This window comes from Curtobacterium sp. 1310, assembly GCF_017834105.1.
GTDB lineage: Bacteria > Actinomycetota > Actinomycetes > Actinomycetales > Microbacteriaceae > Curtobacterium.
The window spans coordinates 463876-480106 of the sequence record NZ_JAFICY010000002.1; the positions used below are offsets into that span (position 1 = coordinate 463876).

The 16231-nt window shown below is 72.0% G+C and carries 17 protein-coding genes; 10 read left to right on the plus strand and 7 right to left on the minus strand.

Translation table 11 applies throughout. From position 1 onward, the window contains the following. Window positions 1-260: 260 nt before the first annotated feature. The 6 genes from JOD95_RS06260 to JOD95_RS06285 all read left to right on the plus strand — a co-directional run bounded on the left by JOD95_RS06260 (window position 261) and on the right by JOD95_RS06285 (window position 7095). Window positions 261-1004 (plus strand): glycosyltransferase family 2 protein, encoded by a 744-nt coding sequence (locus JOD95_RS06260; protein WP_209684457.1) that lies wholly within the window; start codon window positions 261-263, stop codon window positions 1002-1004. After that, window positions 1001-1651 (plus strand): DUF2064 domain-containing protein, encoded by a 651-nt coding sequence (locus tag JOD95_RS06265; RefSeq protein WP_209683949.1) that lies wholly within the window; start codon window positions 1001-1003, stop codon window positions 1649-1651. The genes JOD95_RS06260 and JOD95_RS06265 overlap by 4 nt, the downstream gene beginning before the upstream one ends. After that, a complete protein-coding gene (locus JOD95_RS06270; protein WP_066652249.1) occupies window positions 1648-2310 on the plus strand; it encodes a class I SAM-dependent methyltransferase in 663 nt (220 codons plus the stop codon). The genes JOD95_RS06265 and JOD95_RS06270 overlap by 4 nt, the downstream gene beginning before the upstream one ends. Window positions 2311-2430: 120 nt before the next feature. Next, the gene (locus JOD95_RS06275) at window positions 2431-2676 is read left to right on the plus strand and encodes a hypothetical protein (protein WP_209683951.1); all 246 of its coding nucleotides are present in this window, start codon (window positions 2431-2433) and stop codon (window positions 2674-2676) included. Window positions 2677-2839: 163 nt separating this feature from the next. Further along, on the plus strand, window positions 2840-4459 hold the full coding sequence (pgm, locus tag JOD95_RS06280; protein ID WP_209683953.1) for a phosphoglucomutase (alpha-D-glucose-1,6-bisphosphate-dependent): 1620 nt from the start codon (window positions 2840-2842) through the stop codon (window positions 4457-4459). Window positions 4460-4671: 212 nt separating this feature from the next. Continuing rightward, entirely contained in the window at window positions 4672-7095 is a 2424-nt protein-coding gene (locus JOD95_RS06285; protein WP_209683955.1) for an MDR family MFS transporter, read from the plus strand. Between the two features lie 89 nt (window positions 7096-7184). Here JOD95_RS06285 and JOD95_RS06290 read toward each other — a convergent pair whose 3' ends face one another. Together JOD95_RS06290 and JOD95_RS06295 are read right to left on the minus strand one after the other, a co-directional pair. Then, window positions 7185-7691 carry a hypothetical protein gene (locus JOD95_RS06290; RefSeq protein ID WP_209683957.1) on the minus strand — a complete coding sequence of 169 codons (507 nt, stop codon included), beginning with the start codon at window positions 7689-7691 and terminating at the stop codon, window positions 7185-7187. 67 nt (window positions 7692-7758) lie between these two features. Further along, window positions 7759-8655: a site-specific DNA-methyltransferase gene (locus tag JOD95_RS06295; protein WP_374191720.1), complete on the minus strand. Its 897-nt coding sequence runs from the start codon at window positions 8653-8655 to the stop codon at window positions 7759-7761. 79 nt (window positions 8656-8734) lie between these two features. Here JOD95_RS06295 and JOD95_RS06300 point away from each other — a divergent pair, with 79 nt between their 5' ends. After that, on the plus strand, window positions 8735-9019 hold the full coding sequence (locus tag JOD95_RS06300; protein ID WP_209679875.1) for a GNAT family N-acetyltransferase: 285 nt from the start codon (window positions 8735-8737) through the stop codon (window positions 9017-9019). Between the two features lie 18 nt (window positions 9020-9037). Here JOD95_RS06300 and JOD95_RS06305 read toward each other — a convergent pair whose 3' ends face one another. From JOD95_RS06305 to JOD95_RS06320, 4 genes are all read right to left on the minus strand, one after another. Continuing rightward, a complete protein-coding gene (locus JOD95_RS06305; protein WP_209683961.1) occupies window positions 9038-9367 on the minus strand; it encodes a hypothetical protein in 330 nt (109 codons plus the stop codon). A gap of 119 nt (window positions 9368-9486) precedes the next feature. Then, a complete protein-coding gene (locus JOD95_RS06310) occupies window positions 9487-10008 on the minus strand; it encodes a hypothetical protein (protein ID WP_066652236.1) in 522 nt (173 codons plus the stop codon). Between the two features lie 43 nt (window positions 10009-10051). After that, window positions 10052-11101: a biotin/lipoate A/B protein ligase family protein gene (locus JOD95_RS06315; protein WP_066652234.1), complete on the minus strand. Its 1050-nt coding sequence runs from the start codon at window positions 11099-11101 to the stop codon at window positions 10052-10054. An 83-nt stretch (window positions 11102-11184) separates the two neighbouring features. After that, window positions 11185-12054, minus strand: a complete 870-nt coding sequence (locus JOD95_RS06320) for an alpha/beta hydrolase (RefSeq protein ID WP_066657760.1) — start codon at window positions 12052-12054, stop codon at window positions 11185-11187. A 126-nt stretch (window positions 12055-12180) separates the two neighbouring features. Here JOD95_RS06320 and JOD95_RS06325 point away from each other — a divergent pair, with 126 nt between their 5' ends. Next, window positions 12181-13122 carry an acetamidase/formamidase family protein gene (locus JOD95_RS06325; RefSeq protein WP_209683963.1) on the plus strand — a complete coding sequence of 314 codons (942 nt, stop codon included), beginning with the start codon at window positions 12181-12183 and terminating at the stop codon, window positions 13120-13122. A gap of 403 nt (window positions 13123-13525) precedes the next feature. Here the strand turns inward: JOD95_RS06325 and JOD95_RS06330 are convergent, their stop codons facing one another. Beyond that, on the minus strand, window positions 13526-14278 hold the full coding sequence (locus JOD95_RS06330; protein WP_066657758.1) for an SDR family NAD(P)-dependent oxidoreductase: 753 nt from the start codon (window positions 14276-14278) through the stop codon (window positions 13526-13528). Between the two features lie 118 nt (window positions 14279-14396). Here JOD95_RS06330 and JOD95_RS06335 point away from each other — a divergent pair, with 118 nt between their 5' ends. Then, window positions 14397-14816 carry a MarR family transcriptional regulator gene (locus JOD95_RS06335; RefSeq protein WP_307810393.1) on the plus strand — a complete coding sequence of 140 codons (420 nt, stop codon included), beginning with the start codon at window positions 14397-14399 and terminating at the stop codon, window positions 14814-14816. Further along, window positions 14813-16159, plus strand: coding sequence for an MFS transporter (locus JOD95_RS06340; protein ID WP_066652228.1), 1347 nt, complete (start codon window positions 14813-14815; stop codon window positions 16157-16159). The genes JOD95_RS06335 and JOD95_RS06340 overlap by 4 nt, the downstream gene beginning before the upstream one ends. Window positions 16160-16231: the final 72 nt, after the last annotated feature.

Consider the following 16231-nt stretch of genomic DNA (forward strand, 5'->3'; position numbering starts at 1 on the left):
CGCGGGGCGCGCACGCACCACCCGCCCGCGCACGCGGACCCGGGACCGCACCCGGGCCTCCCGGCCGTCCCCCGATCGCGGGCCAGACGGTCCGATCACCGCGCTCGACACGCCCCGGGGGACAGGATCCTGTACCCCGCGACGTGTCATCGTGTTACGTCGTGAGCATGGACCGAACCCCACCCGCCGGCGACCAGCCCGACGAGGACGCGACGCGCGCGACCGGAGATCGGCCCCGTCGCCAGGGCGACCCGCACCGAATGGACCACATGACCGTCGACGTGATCCTCCCCTGCCTGGACGAGGCGGACGCGCTCCCGCGCGTCATCGGCCGCCTGCCCGAGGGGTACCGCGCCATCGTCGTCGACAACGGCTCGACCGACGGATCCGCCGACGTCGCCCGCGCCCACGGCGCGACGGTCGTCACCGAACCGCTCAAGGGCTTCGGCTCGGCGTGTGCCGCCGGCGTCGCCGCCGCGACCGCGGAGTACGTCGCGTTCTGCGACGCCGATGCCTCGATGGACCCCGCAGAGCTGCCCGACCTCGTCGCCCGCGTGGCCGACGGGCGGACCGACCTCGCCCTCGGTCGGCGCGTGCCGACCACCCGTGGCGCGTGGGCGCCGCACGCCCGCTTCGCGAACCGCGTGCTCGCGGTCCTGATGCGCCGCGCCACCGGCTACCGCCTCCGCGACCTCGGCCCGATGCGCGTCATGCGCCGCGCCGACCTGGTCGCCCTCGACCTGCAGGACCGACGCAGCGGCTACCCGCTCGAGATGGTCCTGGCGGCACACGCGGCCGGGTGGCGGGTCGACGAGTCCGACATCGGGTACGCCCAGCGCGTCGGTGACAGCAAGGTCACCGGCACGCTCCGCGGGACGGTCAACGCCGTCCGCGACATGTCCCGTCTGCTGCGCGAGTACGGCCGGGAGGCACGCCCCCGCGTGGTCGCGCCCGGTCCGGCCCGCGACGTGGCCGGGTCCACCACGGAAGGAGCACGCTCATGACGGACGTCACGGTGGTCGTCGTGGCCAAGGAGTGCCTGCCCGGCAAGGTCAAGACCCGGCTGACGCCGGCCCTGACCCCGGAGGGTGCCGCCCGCGTCGCCTCGGCCGCGCTGGCCGACACGATCGCGACGGTGCGTGCCCTGCCCGCCGCGCGTCGCGTGCTGCTCTACGACGGCGTCGTCCTGCCCGAGGGCACCGACGACTTCGAGGTCCTGCACCAGGTCGGTGGCGGGCTCGACGAACGCCTCGGGGCGATGTTCGACGCGATGACCGGTCCGACGCTGCTCGTCGGCATGGACACCCCGCAGGCCACCCCCGAGCACCTCGCACCCGTGTTCGACGACCCGGACCGCGACGCGTGGTTCGGTCCGGCGGACGACGGTGGCTTCTGGTCGCTGTACCTTCGCGAGCCCGACGGCGCCCTGCTCCGCGGCGTCCCGATGTCGCAGGACGACACCGGCGCCGTGCAGCTCGCGCGCCTGACCGACGCCGGCCTGTCGGTCGGCACCCTGCCCGCGCTGCTCGACGTCGACACCGTCGCGGACGCCGAGCAGGTCGCCGCCCTCGCGCCGACCTCGCGCTTCGCCACGGCGTTCGCCGCCGAGCACGACACGACCCTGACCACGACGACCGGAGGTGCCCGATGACGATGCACGACACCGTCACGTTCGGCGCCGGCGGCGGCGAGCCGTACGCCCGTGCCCTGCAGACCGACGGCCACCTGCGCCTGACCGACCCGGAGCGTCCCGACGTCGAGGTCACGATGGACGTCGGCCGGTGGAGCGCCGCAGCCGACCGGATCGACCGTTCCCTCCTCGAGGGCGCGGACGGCCCCGTGATCGACATCGGGTGCGGCCCCGGTCGCATGCTCGTCGCCGCCCGGGCGCTCGGCATCCCCTCGCTCGGCGTGGACGTCTCCGCCGAGGCCGTCGCGATCGCCCGACGCTCCGGCGGCACGGCCGTGCAGGGCTCGGTGTTCGACCCGATCCCCGACGAGGGCCGCTGGGACACCGCCCTCGTGATCGACGGCAACATCGGCATCGGCGGCGACCCGGTCGCGCTCCTGGCCCGGTGCGGCGAGATCGTCCGCGACGGCGGCCGCGTGGTCGTCGAGACCCACGTGGACCGCGCGGCGGACCGTGCGTTCACCGCGCACGTGGTCGACGTGGACGGCAACCGGAGCGAGGGCTTCCCGTGGGCCGAGGTCGGCGTCGACGCACTCCTCCGTCACGCGGCCACGGCGGGGCTGCGAGCCCGGCAGAGCTGGACCGCCGACGGACGGACGTTCTGCGAACTCGTCGCGTGACCGCGTCGCGTTGTCTTGCATGATTCAAGACAACGCGGTAGCGTCGTGGGCAACAGCCGACGGCGTCCTGGTCGTCGGTCCGACGAACCGGGACCCTCGGCACGACGACGAGGAGCACCCGTGCAGAACCGACAGAACCCCCTCGGCGGCGCCTACGTCTCCGGTCTCGAGCAGCGCGACGAGCTCGGCGCGTACACGGTCGAGGCCGCATGGCGCCCGGTCGGCAGCTACACCGGCACCGGGGCGGGCCGTGCGCTCGGCCGCTTCGTGGACACCCAGTTCCGCCGTCCCGGCACCGCGACGTCCTCGACGCGGACCGTGACCGGCTCGCTGCGGACGACGACCGGGTCGTTCCGGACCGCCTGAGCCCCGGCTCCCCCAGACCGCGAGCGGTCGCCCGACCCGGGACGTCCCCCCACGTCCCCGGCAGGGCGGCCGCTCGTGCCGTACCGGGGCGGTCTCCTGCCGGACCCGTGCGGCTGCGTGACACCCGGCGACGCGCGGAGGGTCCTGGTGCCAGGATGGGCGCATGAACGACCGCGCCGGCACCCCCGCGACCGCAGACGACCTCGTCGACCTCGACGCCCTCCTGGCCGCGTACCACGAGCGTGTCCCCGACGTGTCGATCCCCGAGCAGAAGGTGGTGTTCGGCACCTCCGGCCACCGCGGCTCGTCGCTCGACACCGCCTTCAACGACACGCACATCGCCGCGATCACGCAGGCGATCGTCGAGTACCGCACCGAGCAGGGCACCACCGGTCCGCTGTTCATCGGCCGGGACACGCACGCGCTCTCCGCGCCGGCGGAGCAGACCGCGCTCCAGGTCCTGGCCGCCAACGGCGTCCGCGTGCTCGCCGACGCCGAGGACGGCTTCGTCCCGACGCCCGCACTGAGCCACGCGATCATCCGGTACAACCGCGCGGAGCACGGCGACACCGCCGACGGCATCGTCATCACGCCGAGCCACAACCCCCCTCGTGACGGCGGCTTCAAGTACAACCCGCCGCACGGTGGCCCGGCCGACAGCGACGCCACGTCGTGGATCGCCGACCGGGCGAACGCGATCATCGCCGGCGGGAACGCCGACGTCCGCCGCCAGGACGAGACCGCAGCCGAGGGCTACGACTACCTCGGCACGTACGTCGCGGACCTCGAGCACATCATCGACATCGACGCGATCAAGCGCGCCGGGGTGAAGATGGGCGCCGACCCCCTGGGTGGGGCGTCCCTGCCGTACTGGGAGCGCATCCGCGACCACTACGGCCTCGACCTGACCGTCGTGAACCCCGAGGTCGACCCGACGTGGGCGTTCATGACCCTCGACTGGGACGGCAAGATCCGCATGGACCCGTCGAGCCCGTCCGCGATGGCGTCGGTGCTCGCCCACAAGGACGACTTCGACGTCCTGACCGGCAACGACGCCGACTCGGACCGCCACGGCATCGTCACGCCCGACGGCGGCCTGATGAACCCGAACCACTACCTCGCCGTGGCGATCGAGTACCTCTACGCGCACCGCCCCGAGTGGCGCGACGACGCGGCGATCGGCAAGACGCTCGTGTCGTCGAGCATCATCGACCGCGTGGCGGAGTCGCTCGGCCGCCGGCTGTGGGAGGTCCCCGTCGGCTTCAAGTGGTTCGTCCCCGGTCTCATCGACGGCTCCGTGGCGTTCGGCGGCGAGGAGTCCGCGGGCGCCTCGTTCCTCCGCAAGGACGGCACGGCGTGGACGACCGACAAGGACGGCATCATCCTGGCGCTCCTGGCGTCCGAGATCACCGCGGTGACCGGCAAGACCCCCTCGCAGCTCTACACCGAGCTCACGGAGCGCTTCGGTGCGCCGGTCTACCAGCGGGTCGACGCCGCTGCGAGCAAGGAGCAGAAGGCCCGGCTCTCGAAGCTCGACGGCGACGCGATCACCGCCGACACCCTGGCCGGCGACCCGATCACCGCGAAGCTCTCGAAGGCGCCGGGGAACGACGCCGCCGTCGGCGGCGTCAAGGTGGTCACGGACAACGCGTGGTTCGCCGCACGGCCCTCCGGCACCGAGGACGTCTACAAGATCTACGCGGAGAGCTTCGTCGGGCAGGAGCACCTCGAGCAGGTGCAGCGCGAAGCGAAGGAGATCGTGGACGCCGCCCTGGGCGCGTAGTCCCCGACGACCGACAGGGGCGTCACCGGATCCGTCCGGTGGCGCCCCTGTCGCTCCTCCGCATCCGCGGGAGGACCCTGCCGATGTCCACAGGAACGAGGCGGATGGGAACAATCCGTTTGCGCTGGTTGTATTTTTGCAGTGCGCGCAACAACGCTCCCCCGCGCCCGGGCGAGAGCGACACGCGAGCACCAGTACGCACGGGAGACCGAATGACCCAGACGGCGACCGCACCCGCGGCCCCCACCACGTCCTCGAACGCGGTGATGAACCACCGACAGATCCTGCTCGTCATCTACGGACTGATGGCCGGCATGTTCCTCGGCGCGCTCGACCAGACCATCGTCGGCACCGCCATCCGCACGATCGGCGACGACCTGCACGGGCTCGACCAGCAGGCGTGGGTGACCACGGCCTACCTGATCGCGTCCACGATCACGACGCCGATCTACGGCAAGCTCTCCGACATCTTCGGCCGCCGCCCGCTGTTCCTCACCGCGATCGGCATCTTCATCCTCGGGTCGCTCGCCGCGTCGTTCTCGACCTCGATGCTCATGCTCGCCGGGTTCCGCGCGCTGCAGGGCCTCGGCGCCGGCGGCCTGATGTCGCTGCCGCTCGCGATCATGGGCGACATGCTCGCCCCGCGCGAGCGCGCCAAGTACCAGGGCTACTTCCTCGCCGTGTTCGGCATCTCCTCGGTCATCGGGCCGCTCGTCGGCGGCCTGTTCGCCGGCGCGTCCGAGATCCTGTTCGTCAGCGGGTGGCGCTGGGTCTTCCTGGTCAACGTGCCCGTCGGCATCATCGCGCTCTTCATGGTGACGACGTTCCTGCACCTGCCGAAGTTCGGCGACCGCGGGAAGCCCCGCATCGACTGGTGGGGCGCCTCGCTGGTCATCGTCACCCTCGTCCCGCTGCTCCTCATCGCCGAGCAGGGTCGCGAGTGGGGTTGGGACTCCCCCGGCGCGATCGCCTGCTACGCGATCGGCGCGCTGGGTCTCGTCGCCTTCGTGATCGTCGAGCGCTCCATGGGCGACGACGCGATCCTCCCGCTCAAGCTCTTCGGCTCGCGGGTGTTCTCGATGGCCGCGGTCCTGTCCGTGCTCGTCGGCTTCGGGATGTTCGGCGCGATGCTGACGATCCCGCTCTACCTGCAGATCGTCAAGGGCGTCACCCCGACCGAGTCCGGCTTCGCCATGCTGCCGATGGTGCTCGGTCTGATGATCTCCTCGATCGCCTCGGGTCAGATCATCTCGCGCACCGGCCGCTACGGCGCCTTCCCGATCACGGGCACCGCGTTCACGGCGATCGGCTTCACGCTCCTCACCTTCCTGACCGCCGACAGCCCCCTCTGGTTCCTCATGCTCGGCATGTTCGGCATCGGTCTCGGGCTCGGGCAGCTCATGCAGACACTGACCCTCGCCGCGCAGAACTCGGTCTCCCCGCGGGACATCGGCGTTGCCACGAGTGCAGCGACGTTCTTCCGCCAGATCGGCGGCACGATGGGCACCGCGGTGCTCCTGTCCGTCCTGTTCACGCTCATGCCGACGAACATCACCGGCGCGATGCAGAACGAGTCGACGCTCAAGCCGGCCCTCACCGCCGCGCTCACCCCCTCGGTCGCCAGCGCGTCCGAGAACAAGGGCGTGATGGACCAGATCTGGTCGAAGATCGTCGACCCGGTGCAGCAGAACGTGCAGCAGGGTCTCGACCAGGGTGCCGCAGCGGCGAAGCAGGCCGCGGACCAGGCCGTGACGAAGCAGGTCACCGCGCAGGTGCAGCAGCAGGTCGCCGCCGGCCGGATCCCCGCCGCCTCCGCCGACTCGGTCATCGCCGAGCAGGTCGCCGCGAACAAGTCGGCCGCCGAGCAGCAGGCGCTCGAGACCGCCGCGTCCAAGGCGAACGCCGACGTCGTCGACGGCACGCTGCAGATCGACTACAGCAACGCCGACCAGCGGAAGGCCGTGGTCGACGAGGTCGCGCCGAAGCTGGTCGACCAGCTGAAGAACGGCGACACGGCGGCCAGCTCGTCCGCCGGCTCGGCCACGAGCGACACGTCGTTCCTCAACGGTGCGGACCAGCGGCTCACCCGTCCGTTCCTGGTCGGGTTCAGCCAGTCGGCCGTCGTCGTCTACTTCGTCGGGCTGGGCGTCATCCTGCTCGCCTTCGTCCTGACCTGGTTCTTCCGGGTCCCGCCGCTCCGCAAGGTGTCTGCACTGCAGGAACAGGCGAACGCGGCGAAGGGCGACTCCGACCGCCTGGCGGCGGACGCGCAGCAGGCGGCGGCGGACACCGGCTCGCTGGTCACCCCGGACACGGGGTCGGTCCGGGCGGTCCCGACCTCGCCCGACGTCACGGTGCAGCAGCCGCAGGACCGGTCCGGAGGCTCCACCTCCCCCGCCGACCGGCCCGCCTCCGACACGGGTGCAGCTGACCGCGCCGGTCACCACCCCGAGGGCGGCACCCGGGCACCGCTCACCGACGCGACCACGCACGGCGCGCACGCCGCGGCGGCACCGGTGGACGAGCCTCCGGCCACGACCGCGACCATCCGGACGCACCCGGCGCACGCCTCGTCGGACGGGGCCACGCCGCCGGGTACCACGGCCGAGCACCACGGGCGACACACGGCGGAGTAGCCCGCCGCCGCTGGGAGGCGACATCGTCGACGTCGTACGACGTCGAGGGTGTCGCCTCCGTCGTCCCTACCGGACGGGCGCCGCGCTCGTCAGCGCTGCCCGCGCTCCTGCTCCCGGAGCTCGACGTAGTCGCCAGCCGCGCACTCCGAGGTCGCACTGATCGTGTCGCCGCCGCCCAGGTCGGACGAGTTGAACGCGATGTTCGCGATCCCGGCGCCCCTGCCGTTGAGTCCGGAGTAGCTGCCGTCCCCGTTGGTGAAGCGCTCCGTCACGAGCCCGGCACGCTTCCACAGCGTGGTGAGGGTGCTGACATCGGTCTCGATGTCGCCGCGCTCGGCTCGCGAGGACAGGATCGTGGAGTTCACGCCCTCGCCGTTGCCGCGTTCGTCCGTGCACGTCCCGAGTCGTGGGCCCTCCTCCACGGTCCAGTCCCCTCCGAGCGCACTGGCCGAGTCGTCCACGATCTGCTGCACCGCTCGCTCCGCGTCCTCGGGCCGCGACGACGGGGAACCCGTCCCGCCCGTGCACCCGGCCGTGAGGGCGAGTCCACTGACCATCAGTCCGACCGCAGCCGTGCGGACCCTCTTCGCCGCCATCGCCCCCGTCTCCCCGGGCGCAACGCGTCCGCCCCGATCCATCCTGGCCGCTCCGGGCGGCAGGCGCTCAGTCCTCCTGCGCGACGGGAGACACGACCGCCGAACCGACCGCCGACTCGACCGCTGCGTGCGGCAACCGGCGCCGCATCACGTCGACCGCCACCGGGTTGTCGTCCACGAGCACGAACCGCCGGCCCAGGTCACGAGCGACCGCACCGAGCGTGCCGCTCCCCGCGAAGAAGTCGAGCACCCAGTCCCCCTCGCGCGACGACGCCTGCACCATCCGACGCAGGACCCCCTCGGGCTTCTGCGTCGGGTAGCCGGTCTTCTCGCTGCCGGTCGGCGACACGATGGTGTGCCACCACACGTCCGTCGGCAGCTTCCCGCGCTCGCGCTTCTCCGGCGTGACGAGTCCCGGCGCCATGTACGGCTCGCGGTCGACCGTCTCGGAGTCGAACCAGTAGCGCTCCGGGTCCTTCACGTAGACCAGGATCGTGTCGTGCTTGGTCGGCCAGCGCGTGCGGGACTTCGCGCCGAAGTCGTACGCCCAGATGATCTCGTTGAGGAACGCGTCGCGGCCGAAGAGCGCGTCGAGCAGCACCTTGGCGTAGTGGGCCTCGCGGTAGTCGAGGTGCAGGTACAGCGTGCCGTCGTCGGTGAGCAGCCGCCAGGCCTCGAGCAGGCGTGGCTCGAGGAACGCCCAGTAGTCCTCGAAGCGGTCGTCGAAGCGCATCAGGTCACCGCGGATCCGCTCGTAGGTCCGACCACGGAAGCCCGTGATCGTCCCGGCGTCACCGACGGTCCGGCGCTCGGCGGTCACCGCGCGGCGCCGCTGCTTCCGTCCGGTGTTGAAGGGCGGATCGAGGTAGACGACCGTGAACGACGCGTCGGGCAGTGTCGGCAGGACGTCGGAGTTGTCGCCGAGCACGACGAGGTCGGGGCTCGAGTCGTCGATGCTGCGCACCGGACCATCCTCCCGCAGAGCTGACCGTCGCCCGACCGCACCCAGCCCCCACCACGTCCGACGGCGTACGGTCCCCTGCATGGCATCACCCGAGGTCCGCAACGACACCGACGCGCAGCAGTACTCCCTGGTCGAGGACGGCGAGGTCATCGGCTTCGCGGCGTACGAGGTCGACGGCGACGAGATCCGCTTCACCCACACCGAGGTCGACCCGGCGCACCGCGGTGGTGGCCACGCGTCGATCCTCGTCCAGCACGCGCTCGACGACGTCCGCGAGGGGTCCCTGCGGGTCGTCCCGCTCTGCACCTACGTCAAGGCGTGGATCGAGCGGCACCCGGACTACCAGGAGCTCACCACACGCTAGCGCCGCGGGTGCCAGCGCTCAGTAGGTGCGGTCGAGCGTGCCGGGTCGCGCCTCGTGCCGCCCGCCGTGTCCGACCGCAGGCACACGGATGAGGACGGTGCCGCTGAGCAGGTCGTGGTCGTCGTCGGCGGGCGTCGGGGCCTCCTCCGGGAGGCGCGACTGCCGCTCGTACTCGGCCTGCGTCTCGTGACGGGTCGGGGCGAACACCTCGTCCATCATCGCGCCGACACCGCCGGATCCGCCGCTGCGTGTGGCCTTGTTCGACAGGTCGATCCACCCCACGCGATCGGCGACCCACATCACGACGGCCGCCACGGCCACCGCCCCCAGGAGGATCAACCAGTTCACGGTCCCGACGCTACGTCAGTCGACCGGCCAGGGCCTCCGCCGCGCGGATGATCCTGGCGATCGGTCCGCCGCGCCGGCGGACTGCTCGCGAGCTCGTCCAACGGTGTCCGTCGTGCGGATCAGTCGACGACGACCGTCGCCTCCGGCTCGAAGCCGCGGTGCACGATGGAGACGTACCAGTACGAGACGACGTCGCCGTGCCGGACAGCATCGCTCGCGTCCGACTGCGGCTCCACCTCGACCGTCAGCCCGCCGCCGCGCGGCACCGTGACCGGCACCCTCGTGACCAGGCCGCACGGTACGTCGGTGCGCAGGACCTCGTCACGGCCGCCGGGTCCCACGGACACCCGCAGGCGCTTGCCGTCGACGCCGTTGCAGGCGACGAGGAGGTCCCAGTCGCCGGCGGGCGTCTCCGTCCCGGCCGCGCCACGGTCGAGTCCGTTCGACGAACCGAAGCCGCGGTCCCCGTCGAGCAGCGCTGCGTTCATCGCGTCGCCCCACCGGTCGAGTCCTGCCGCCCGTGTCGCGTCGGCATCGTCGGACAGCAGTCCGGAGACAGGTGCGGACGAGCAGGCCGTCGCGACACCGAGGACCACGAGTCCTGCGACCGTGGCGGACAGGAGACGGCTCGGACGACGCATGCGCAGAGCATAGAGGGCGCTCCGTACGGGCGTCACTGCCCGGTCAGGGCACCCGCTCGAGCCACTCCCGCGTCGCGAACTTCGTCTCGACCAGCTCGCGCGCGCGGGCCCGCTCCGCCTCGGTCACGTGGCCCTCGTGCGCGCCGTAGAGCTTCGTGAAGGTGCCGATCAGCCGGTCGATGATCTCGGCTCGGGTCAGACCGGTCTGCGAACGCAGCGGGTCGACACGCTTGGCGGCCGAGGTCGTCCCCTTGTCGCTCATCTTCTCGCGACCGATGCGGAGCACCTCGACCATCTTCTGGCCGTCCATGTCGTAGCTCATCGTGGCGTGGTGCAGCAGGGCACCGGTGCCGAGCCGCTTCTGCGCCGCGCCGCCGATCTTGCCCTTGGTCGAGGAGATGTCGTTGAGCGGCTGGTAGTACGCGTCGATCCCGAGGGACTTCAGCGCCTCGATCACCCACTCGTCCAGGTAGGCGTACGAGTCGGCGAAGGTCATGCCCTGCACGAGGTCGGTCGGCACGTACAACGAGTACGAGATGATCGCGCCGGCGTCCATGAACATGGCGCCACCGCCGGAGATGCGGCGGACGACCTCGACGCCGTACTTCGCGGCACCGGTCGGGTCGACCTCGTTCTTCAAGGACTGGAACGACCCGATCACGACCGCGGGCTGGTCCCACTCCCAGATGCGCAGGGTCGGACCGCGACGGCCGGCACCGACCTCCTCGGTCAGGACCTGGTCGAGCGCGAGGTGCTCGTTCGGGCTGATCGGCCCCTCGTGCACGATCTCCCAGTCGTACTCCTGCCACGTCGACGCCCGCGAGAGCGCGCGACGGACGGCGACCCCCACCGACTCCGGTGTGAAGCCGAGCAGCACCGCCCCCTCGGGCAGCGCCGTGCGGACCGCGGCGGCGATGCCGGCCGCGTCGGTGGTCGCGGGCAGGCCGTCCACGGCCTGGTCGATCAGCGGCAGCGCGTCGTCCGGCTCGAGGAAGAAGTCACCCGCCAGCCGGAACTCCTGGATGCTCCCGTCGACGACCTCGAGGTCGACGACGACCAGCTTGCCTCCGGGGACCTTGTACTCACCGTGCACAGGGCGAGCCTACGCCCGCCGTCCGCCGGACGGGAGGCACGGGGCACCGCTGCCACGCGCCTCCCGTCCGGCAGCCCGTCGCGTCAGCGCGCCACGTGGCGGTCGAGCCACGCGATCAGGTCGGCGACCACCTCGTCGCGGTTCGTCTCGTTGTAGACCTCGTGCCGCGCCCCGTCGTAGACGTGGACCTGGACGTCCGACAGCCGACCGCGACGGCGGTACGCCTGGGCGAGCCGCTCCACGGAACGGGGGCCGCCGAGGGTGTCGTCCGATCCGACCTGCAGCAGGATCGGCAGGTCGTGCGGGATGCCTCGGCGTGGCACGCCGAGCAGCCGCGCGGCGTCACGGACGCCGAAGAGCTTGATCACGTCGGCCTCGACCGCGAGCGGGTCGGCGGCGATCGCGTCGATGACGGCCCGGTCGCGCGTGATCCACTCGAACTTCGTCGGTCCGGAGCCCGCGTGCCGGGCGTTCAGGTCGCCGCTGTTCATCCACCCGGGCAGTCGGTACGCCGTGGCGGAGAGCACGACCCCGTCGTACCGCTCCGACGAGGTGTTCACGATCCGCTGTGCCATGAGCGACCCCCACGAGTGCCCGACGAGCACGAGCGGGACGCCGGGGTCCTGCGCGCGGGCGACGTCGCTCATCTGCTCCACGGCCGCGATCGCCGCCCGCAGGCCACCGGGTCCGAGCCGTCCGAGCCGCGCGTGGTCCCCGTCCCACTGCGCCAGACCGGTCCGGCCGTGCCCGCGGTGGTCGTTCGCGTGCACGGTGTACCCGGCACGCACGAGGTCCTGCGCCAGCGGCTCGTACCGGAGTCCGTGCTCCCCGACGCCGTGCGCGATCTGCACGATGCCCTTCGGCCTGGCGGCGCGCCAGGTCGAGTAGACGATCTCGACGCCGTGCGCGTCGGTGAACGAGGAGTCCCCTCGAGCGGCGGAGAAGGTGGGCACGGGTCGATCCTCGCAGACGTGGGGGCGGCGCAGGCGGTCCGTGGCGTGTCCGTCCGGCGTCCACGCAGCCGGCTCGGAGCCTGCGCATGTCCACCAGGAACGCTGCACGCCTGGGAGGATCGACCGGTGACCTCCCACCGCATCGATGCCTCGCCCGACACCGCTGTCGACGTCCTCACCGCGGAACGCGAGCCCGTGCTCCGCGTCGAGGACGGTGACACCGTGACCGTTCGGACGCTGAGCGCCGCGGGCTACACCGAACGGCTGGCCGCGCCGGGGGCGGACGCGCCGACGCTCCTCGATCCGCGACGCGGGCACTGCCTGGTCGGACCGATCGCGGTCGCGGGAGCGCGACCCGGACAGGTGCTCGCCGTGCGCTTCGACGCGCTGGTGCCGGACGACTGGGGCTACACCGGGTCCGGCGGCGTCGACACCCCGGTCAACCGGGCGCTCGGGCTCGTCGACGCTGCGTCGCGCGGGCCGCTGCTCTGGGACGTCGACGCGGACGCCGGCACGGCGTGGAACCAGCTCGGGCTGGGCGTCCGGACCGCGCCGTTCCTCGGCGTGGTCGGTCTGCCGCCGGAGCCCACCGGGGAGCACTCGACGATCCCGCCGCGTCCGCTCGGCGGGGGCAACATCGACTGCCGAGAACTGGTCGCCGGCGCGACGCTGTACCTGCCCGTCACCGTGCCGGACGCGCTGCTCTCCGTCGGGGACGGGCACGCCGCACAGGGCGACGGCGAGGTCTCCGGCACCGCGGTCGAGTGCGGCATGACCACCACGATGACGCTGTCCCTGCTCGACCACGCCCCGGTCGAGGGCGTCCACGCCGACACCCCTGCCGGCCGCATCACGTTCGGGTTCGACGCCGACCTCAACACGGCGACGACGACGGCGCTCGATCGGATGGTCGACTGGATCGTCGGGCTGCACGGGATCACCCGCGGGCAGGCACTGGCGATGGCGAGCGTCGCGGTGAGCATGCGCATCACCCAGGTCGCGAACCGGACCTGGGGCGTGCACGCGCTGCTCCCCCACGACGCGATCCTCGCGCCCGACGCAGGCTGAGCGCCCGACGCGAGCCGACGGTCCATCGGCACCACGCGCCGGGACGGGGAGGCGCGACCAGCGTGCTCGACGTCGGGGACTCGGGTCGCGCCTCCTGTCTGCCCGCTCCTTCCCATGACACTCGCGATGCATGGAGAGAACGGGCGTACCTGACCGGAAGTTCCGACCAGGTACGCCCGGACCGACCAGGTACGCCCGGACCGACCAGGCGCGCCACCATGCTCGTCGCGTCCGCGCTGGCGAGACGGCGCGCTCGAGCCGCGCCGCGCCTCCCGTTCGCCCGTTCTTTCCCATCGCACCTGCGATGGAAGGTGAGAACGGGCGTACCTGGTCGATCGTTGCGATCAGGTACGCCCGCTCTCACCGGGTACGCCCGATCCGACCAAGTACACCCGCTCCGGGGTCAGTGCGCGGAGTACCCGCCGTCGACCAGGTGGTAGCTGCCGCTGATGAACGAGGCCTTGTCGCTCAGCAGGAACAGCACGAGCGCTGCGACCTCGGCATCGGTACCGAGCCGCTTCGCCGCGTGCTCACCCTCGAGCGCCGCGAGCTCCTCGGCGGAGAGCGACGACCGGACGAGCGGGGTGTCGATGAACCCGGGACCGACCGCGTTCGTGCGGACACCCTGCGCCGTGTACTCGAGCGCCGCGACCTTGGTCAGCCCGACGAGCGCGTGCTTCGACGCCACGTACGCGGCGTTGTGCGCGATGCCGACCGACCCCAGAACCGACGCCATGTTCACGATCGCGCCACCACCGGCAGCCAGGATCGCCGGGATCTCGTAGCGGAGCCCGTAGAAGACGCCGTCGAGGTCGACCGCGCGGACCCGGTCCCACGCCTCGACGTCGTACTCGCCGATGGGCTGGGGAGCCGCACCGATGCCGGCGTTGTTCACCGCGAGGTGGAGCGCGCCGTAGGTGTCGACCGCGTGCTGGACCATCCGCTCGTTGTCGCCCGCGACCGCGGAGTTCGCCTCGAACGCACTCGCGGTGCCCCCGGCGCCCTCGATCTCGGCCACGACGCGCTGCGCGGCCTCGGCCTTGATGTCGGTGACGACGACCCGCGCGCCCGCGGCCGCGAGCTCCTTCGCGATCGCAGCCCCGATGCCGCTGCCGCCACCGGTGACGACGGCGACCCTGCCCTCGAACTCGGACATGTTCTCCTTCTTCCTCGACGTTCCGTCGATCGTGCACAAAGCAACACGTGTTGCGTACGCAGCGTACACCTCGCGCAGACCAGTTCGTTCGCTGAACTAATGAGGTAGGCTAACGGTCGTGCCCGACACCTCACTCGCCACCGACCTCCGCGTCGCGGTGGCCCGGTTGTCCCGGACGCTGCGCGCACAGAAGGTCGACGCGAGCATGACGGACGGCCAGTTCTCGGCCCTCGCGCGACTGCACCGCGAGGGCGCCATGACCCTCGCCGAGCTCAGCCGGCAGGACGGCGTCACACCGCCGAGCATGACGAAGTCGGTGGCGGTGCTCGTGGACCGCGGCCTCGTGTCCAAGGTCGACCACGGCGACGACCGCCGCAAGGTCCTGCTCGCCGCGACCCCGGCCGGAGCGACCTTCGTCGAGGAGACCCGGCGCCGCCGCGACGACTGGCTCTCTCCGCGCCTCACGACCCTGACCGCCACCGAGCGCCGCACCCTCGCCGAGGCCACCGAGATCATGAGGAGGCTTGCCCAGCAGTGACCGCCCTGTTCCGCTCCCTGTCCACCCGCAACTACCGCATCTGGTTCGCCGGGGCCCTGGTCTCCAACGTCGGCACCTGGATGCAGCGCACCGCCCAGGACTGGATCGTCCTGACGAAGCTGTCCGACAACGACGCGATCGCGGTCGGCATCACGATGGCGCTGCAGTTCGGTCCGCAGCTGCTCCTGCTCCCGCTGACCGGCCTGGCCGCGGACCGCTTCGACCGGCGGCGGATGCTCATGCTGACGCAGGGACTCATGGGCGCCCTCGGGCTCGGCCTCGGGATCATGGTCCTCACCGACACGGCGACCCTGTGGTCCCTGTACGGCTTCGCCCTGGCGCTCGGCATCGTCGCCGCGTTCGACACCCCGATCCGGCAGGCGTTCGTCTCCGACGTCGTGCAGGGCGAGCACGTCTCGAACGCCGTTGCGCTGAACTCGGCGTCCTTCAACGCCGCCCGGCTCATCGGGCCCGCGGTCGCGGGGGTGCTCATCGCCGCGATCGGGTCCGGCTGGGTGTTCGTCATCAACGCCGGCTCGTTCCTGGCCGTCCTCGTCGCGCTCCGCTTCGTCGACCCAGCCCAGCTCGCCGAACGCGTGCGCGCGAAGCGCGGGAAGGGGCAGATCCTCGCCGGCTTCACCTACGTGCGGACCCGTCCGGACATCATCGTGGTGCTCTGCATGATCTTCGTCGTGGGGACCTTCGGCGTGAACTTCCCCATCTTCACCTCGACCATGGCGCGGGTCGAGTTCGGCAAGGGTGCCGGCGAGTTCGGCCTGCTGAACTCCGTCATGGCGATCGGTTCGGTCGCCGGCGCGCTCCTCTCCGCCCGGCGGGACCGCCCGCGGATGCGGACCCTCGTCGTCGCCTCGGCCGGCTTCGGCCTGGCGTGCACGGCGGCGGCCCTCGCCCCGACGTACTGGACCTTCGCGGTCGTGCTCGTCTTCGTCGGCCTGGCCTCGCTCACCTTCATGACCACGGCCAACGCGCTCGTGCAGACCACCACGAAGCCCGCGATGCGCGGTCGCGTGATGGCGCTGTACATGGCGATCTTCGCCGGGGGCACGCCGATCGGCGCCCCGGTGGTGGGCGCCGTCGCGGATGCGTGGGGGCCACGCTGGGCGATCGTGGTGGGAGCCGCGTCGGGCTTCGTCGCGCTCGCGATCGCCCTGGTCTGGCTCGTCCGCTGGGAACACCTGCGGCTGCGGTACGACGCCGACGCCCGACTGCACCTCGCGGTCACGCACGCGGTGCCGGTGGTCGGCACGCGGGCGTCGCGTGCCGCGCTGCGGCGCGACCTGGAGCGCGACGAGGCGGTGGCGGACCGGTCCAGCTCGGTCTGAGCGTCGGGACCGTCGGCCAGGAGGCACGGGCCACCCCCGCCGCGCGCGCACCGCGACGGGATGCCGGCCGGG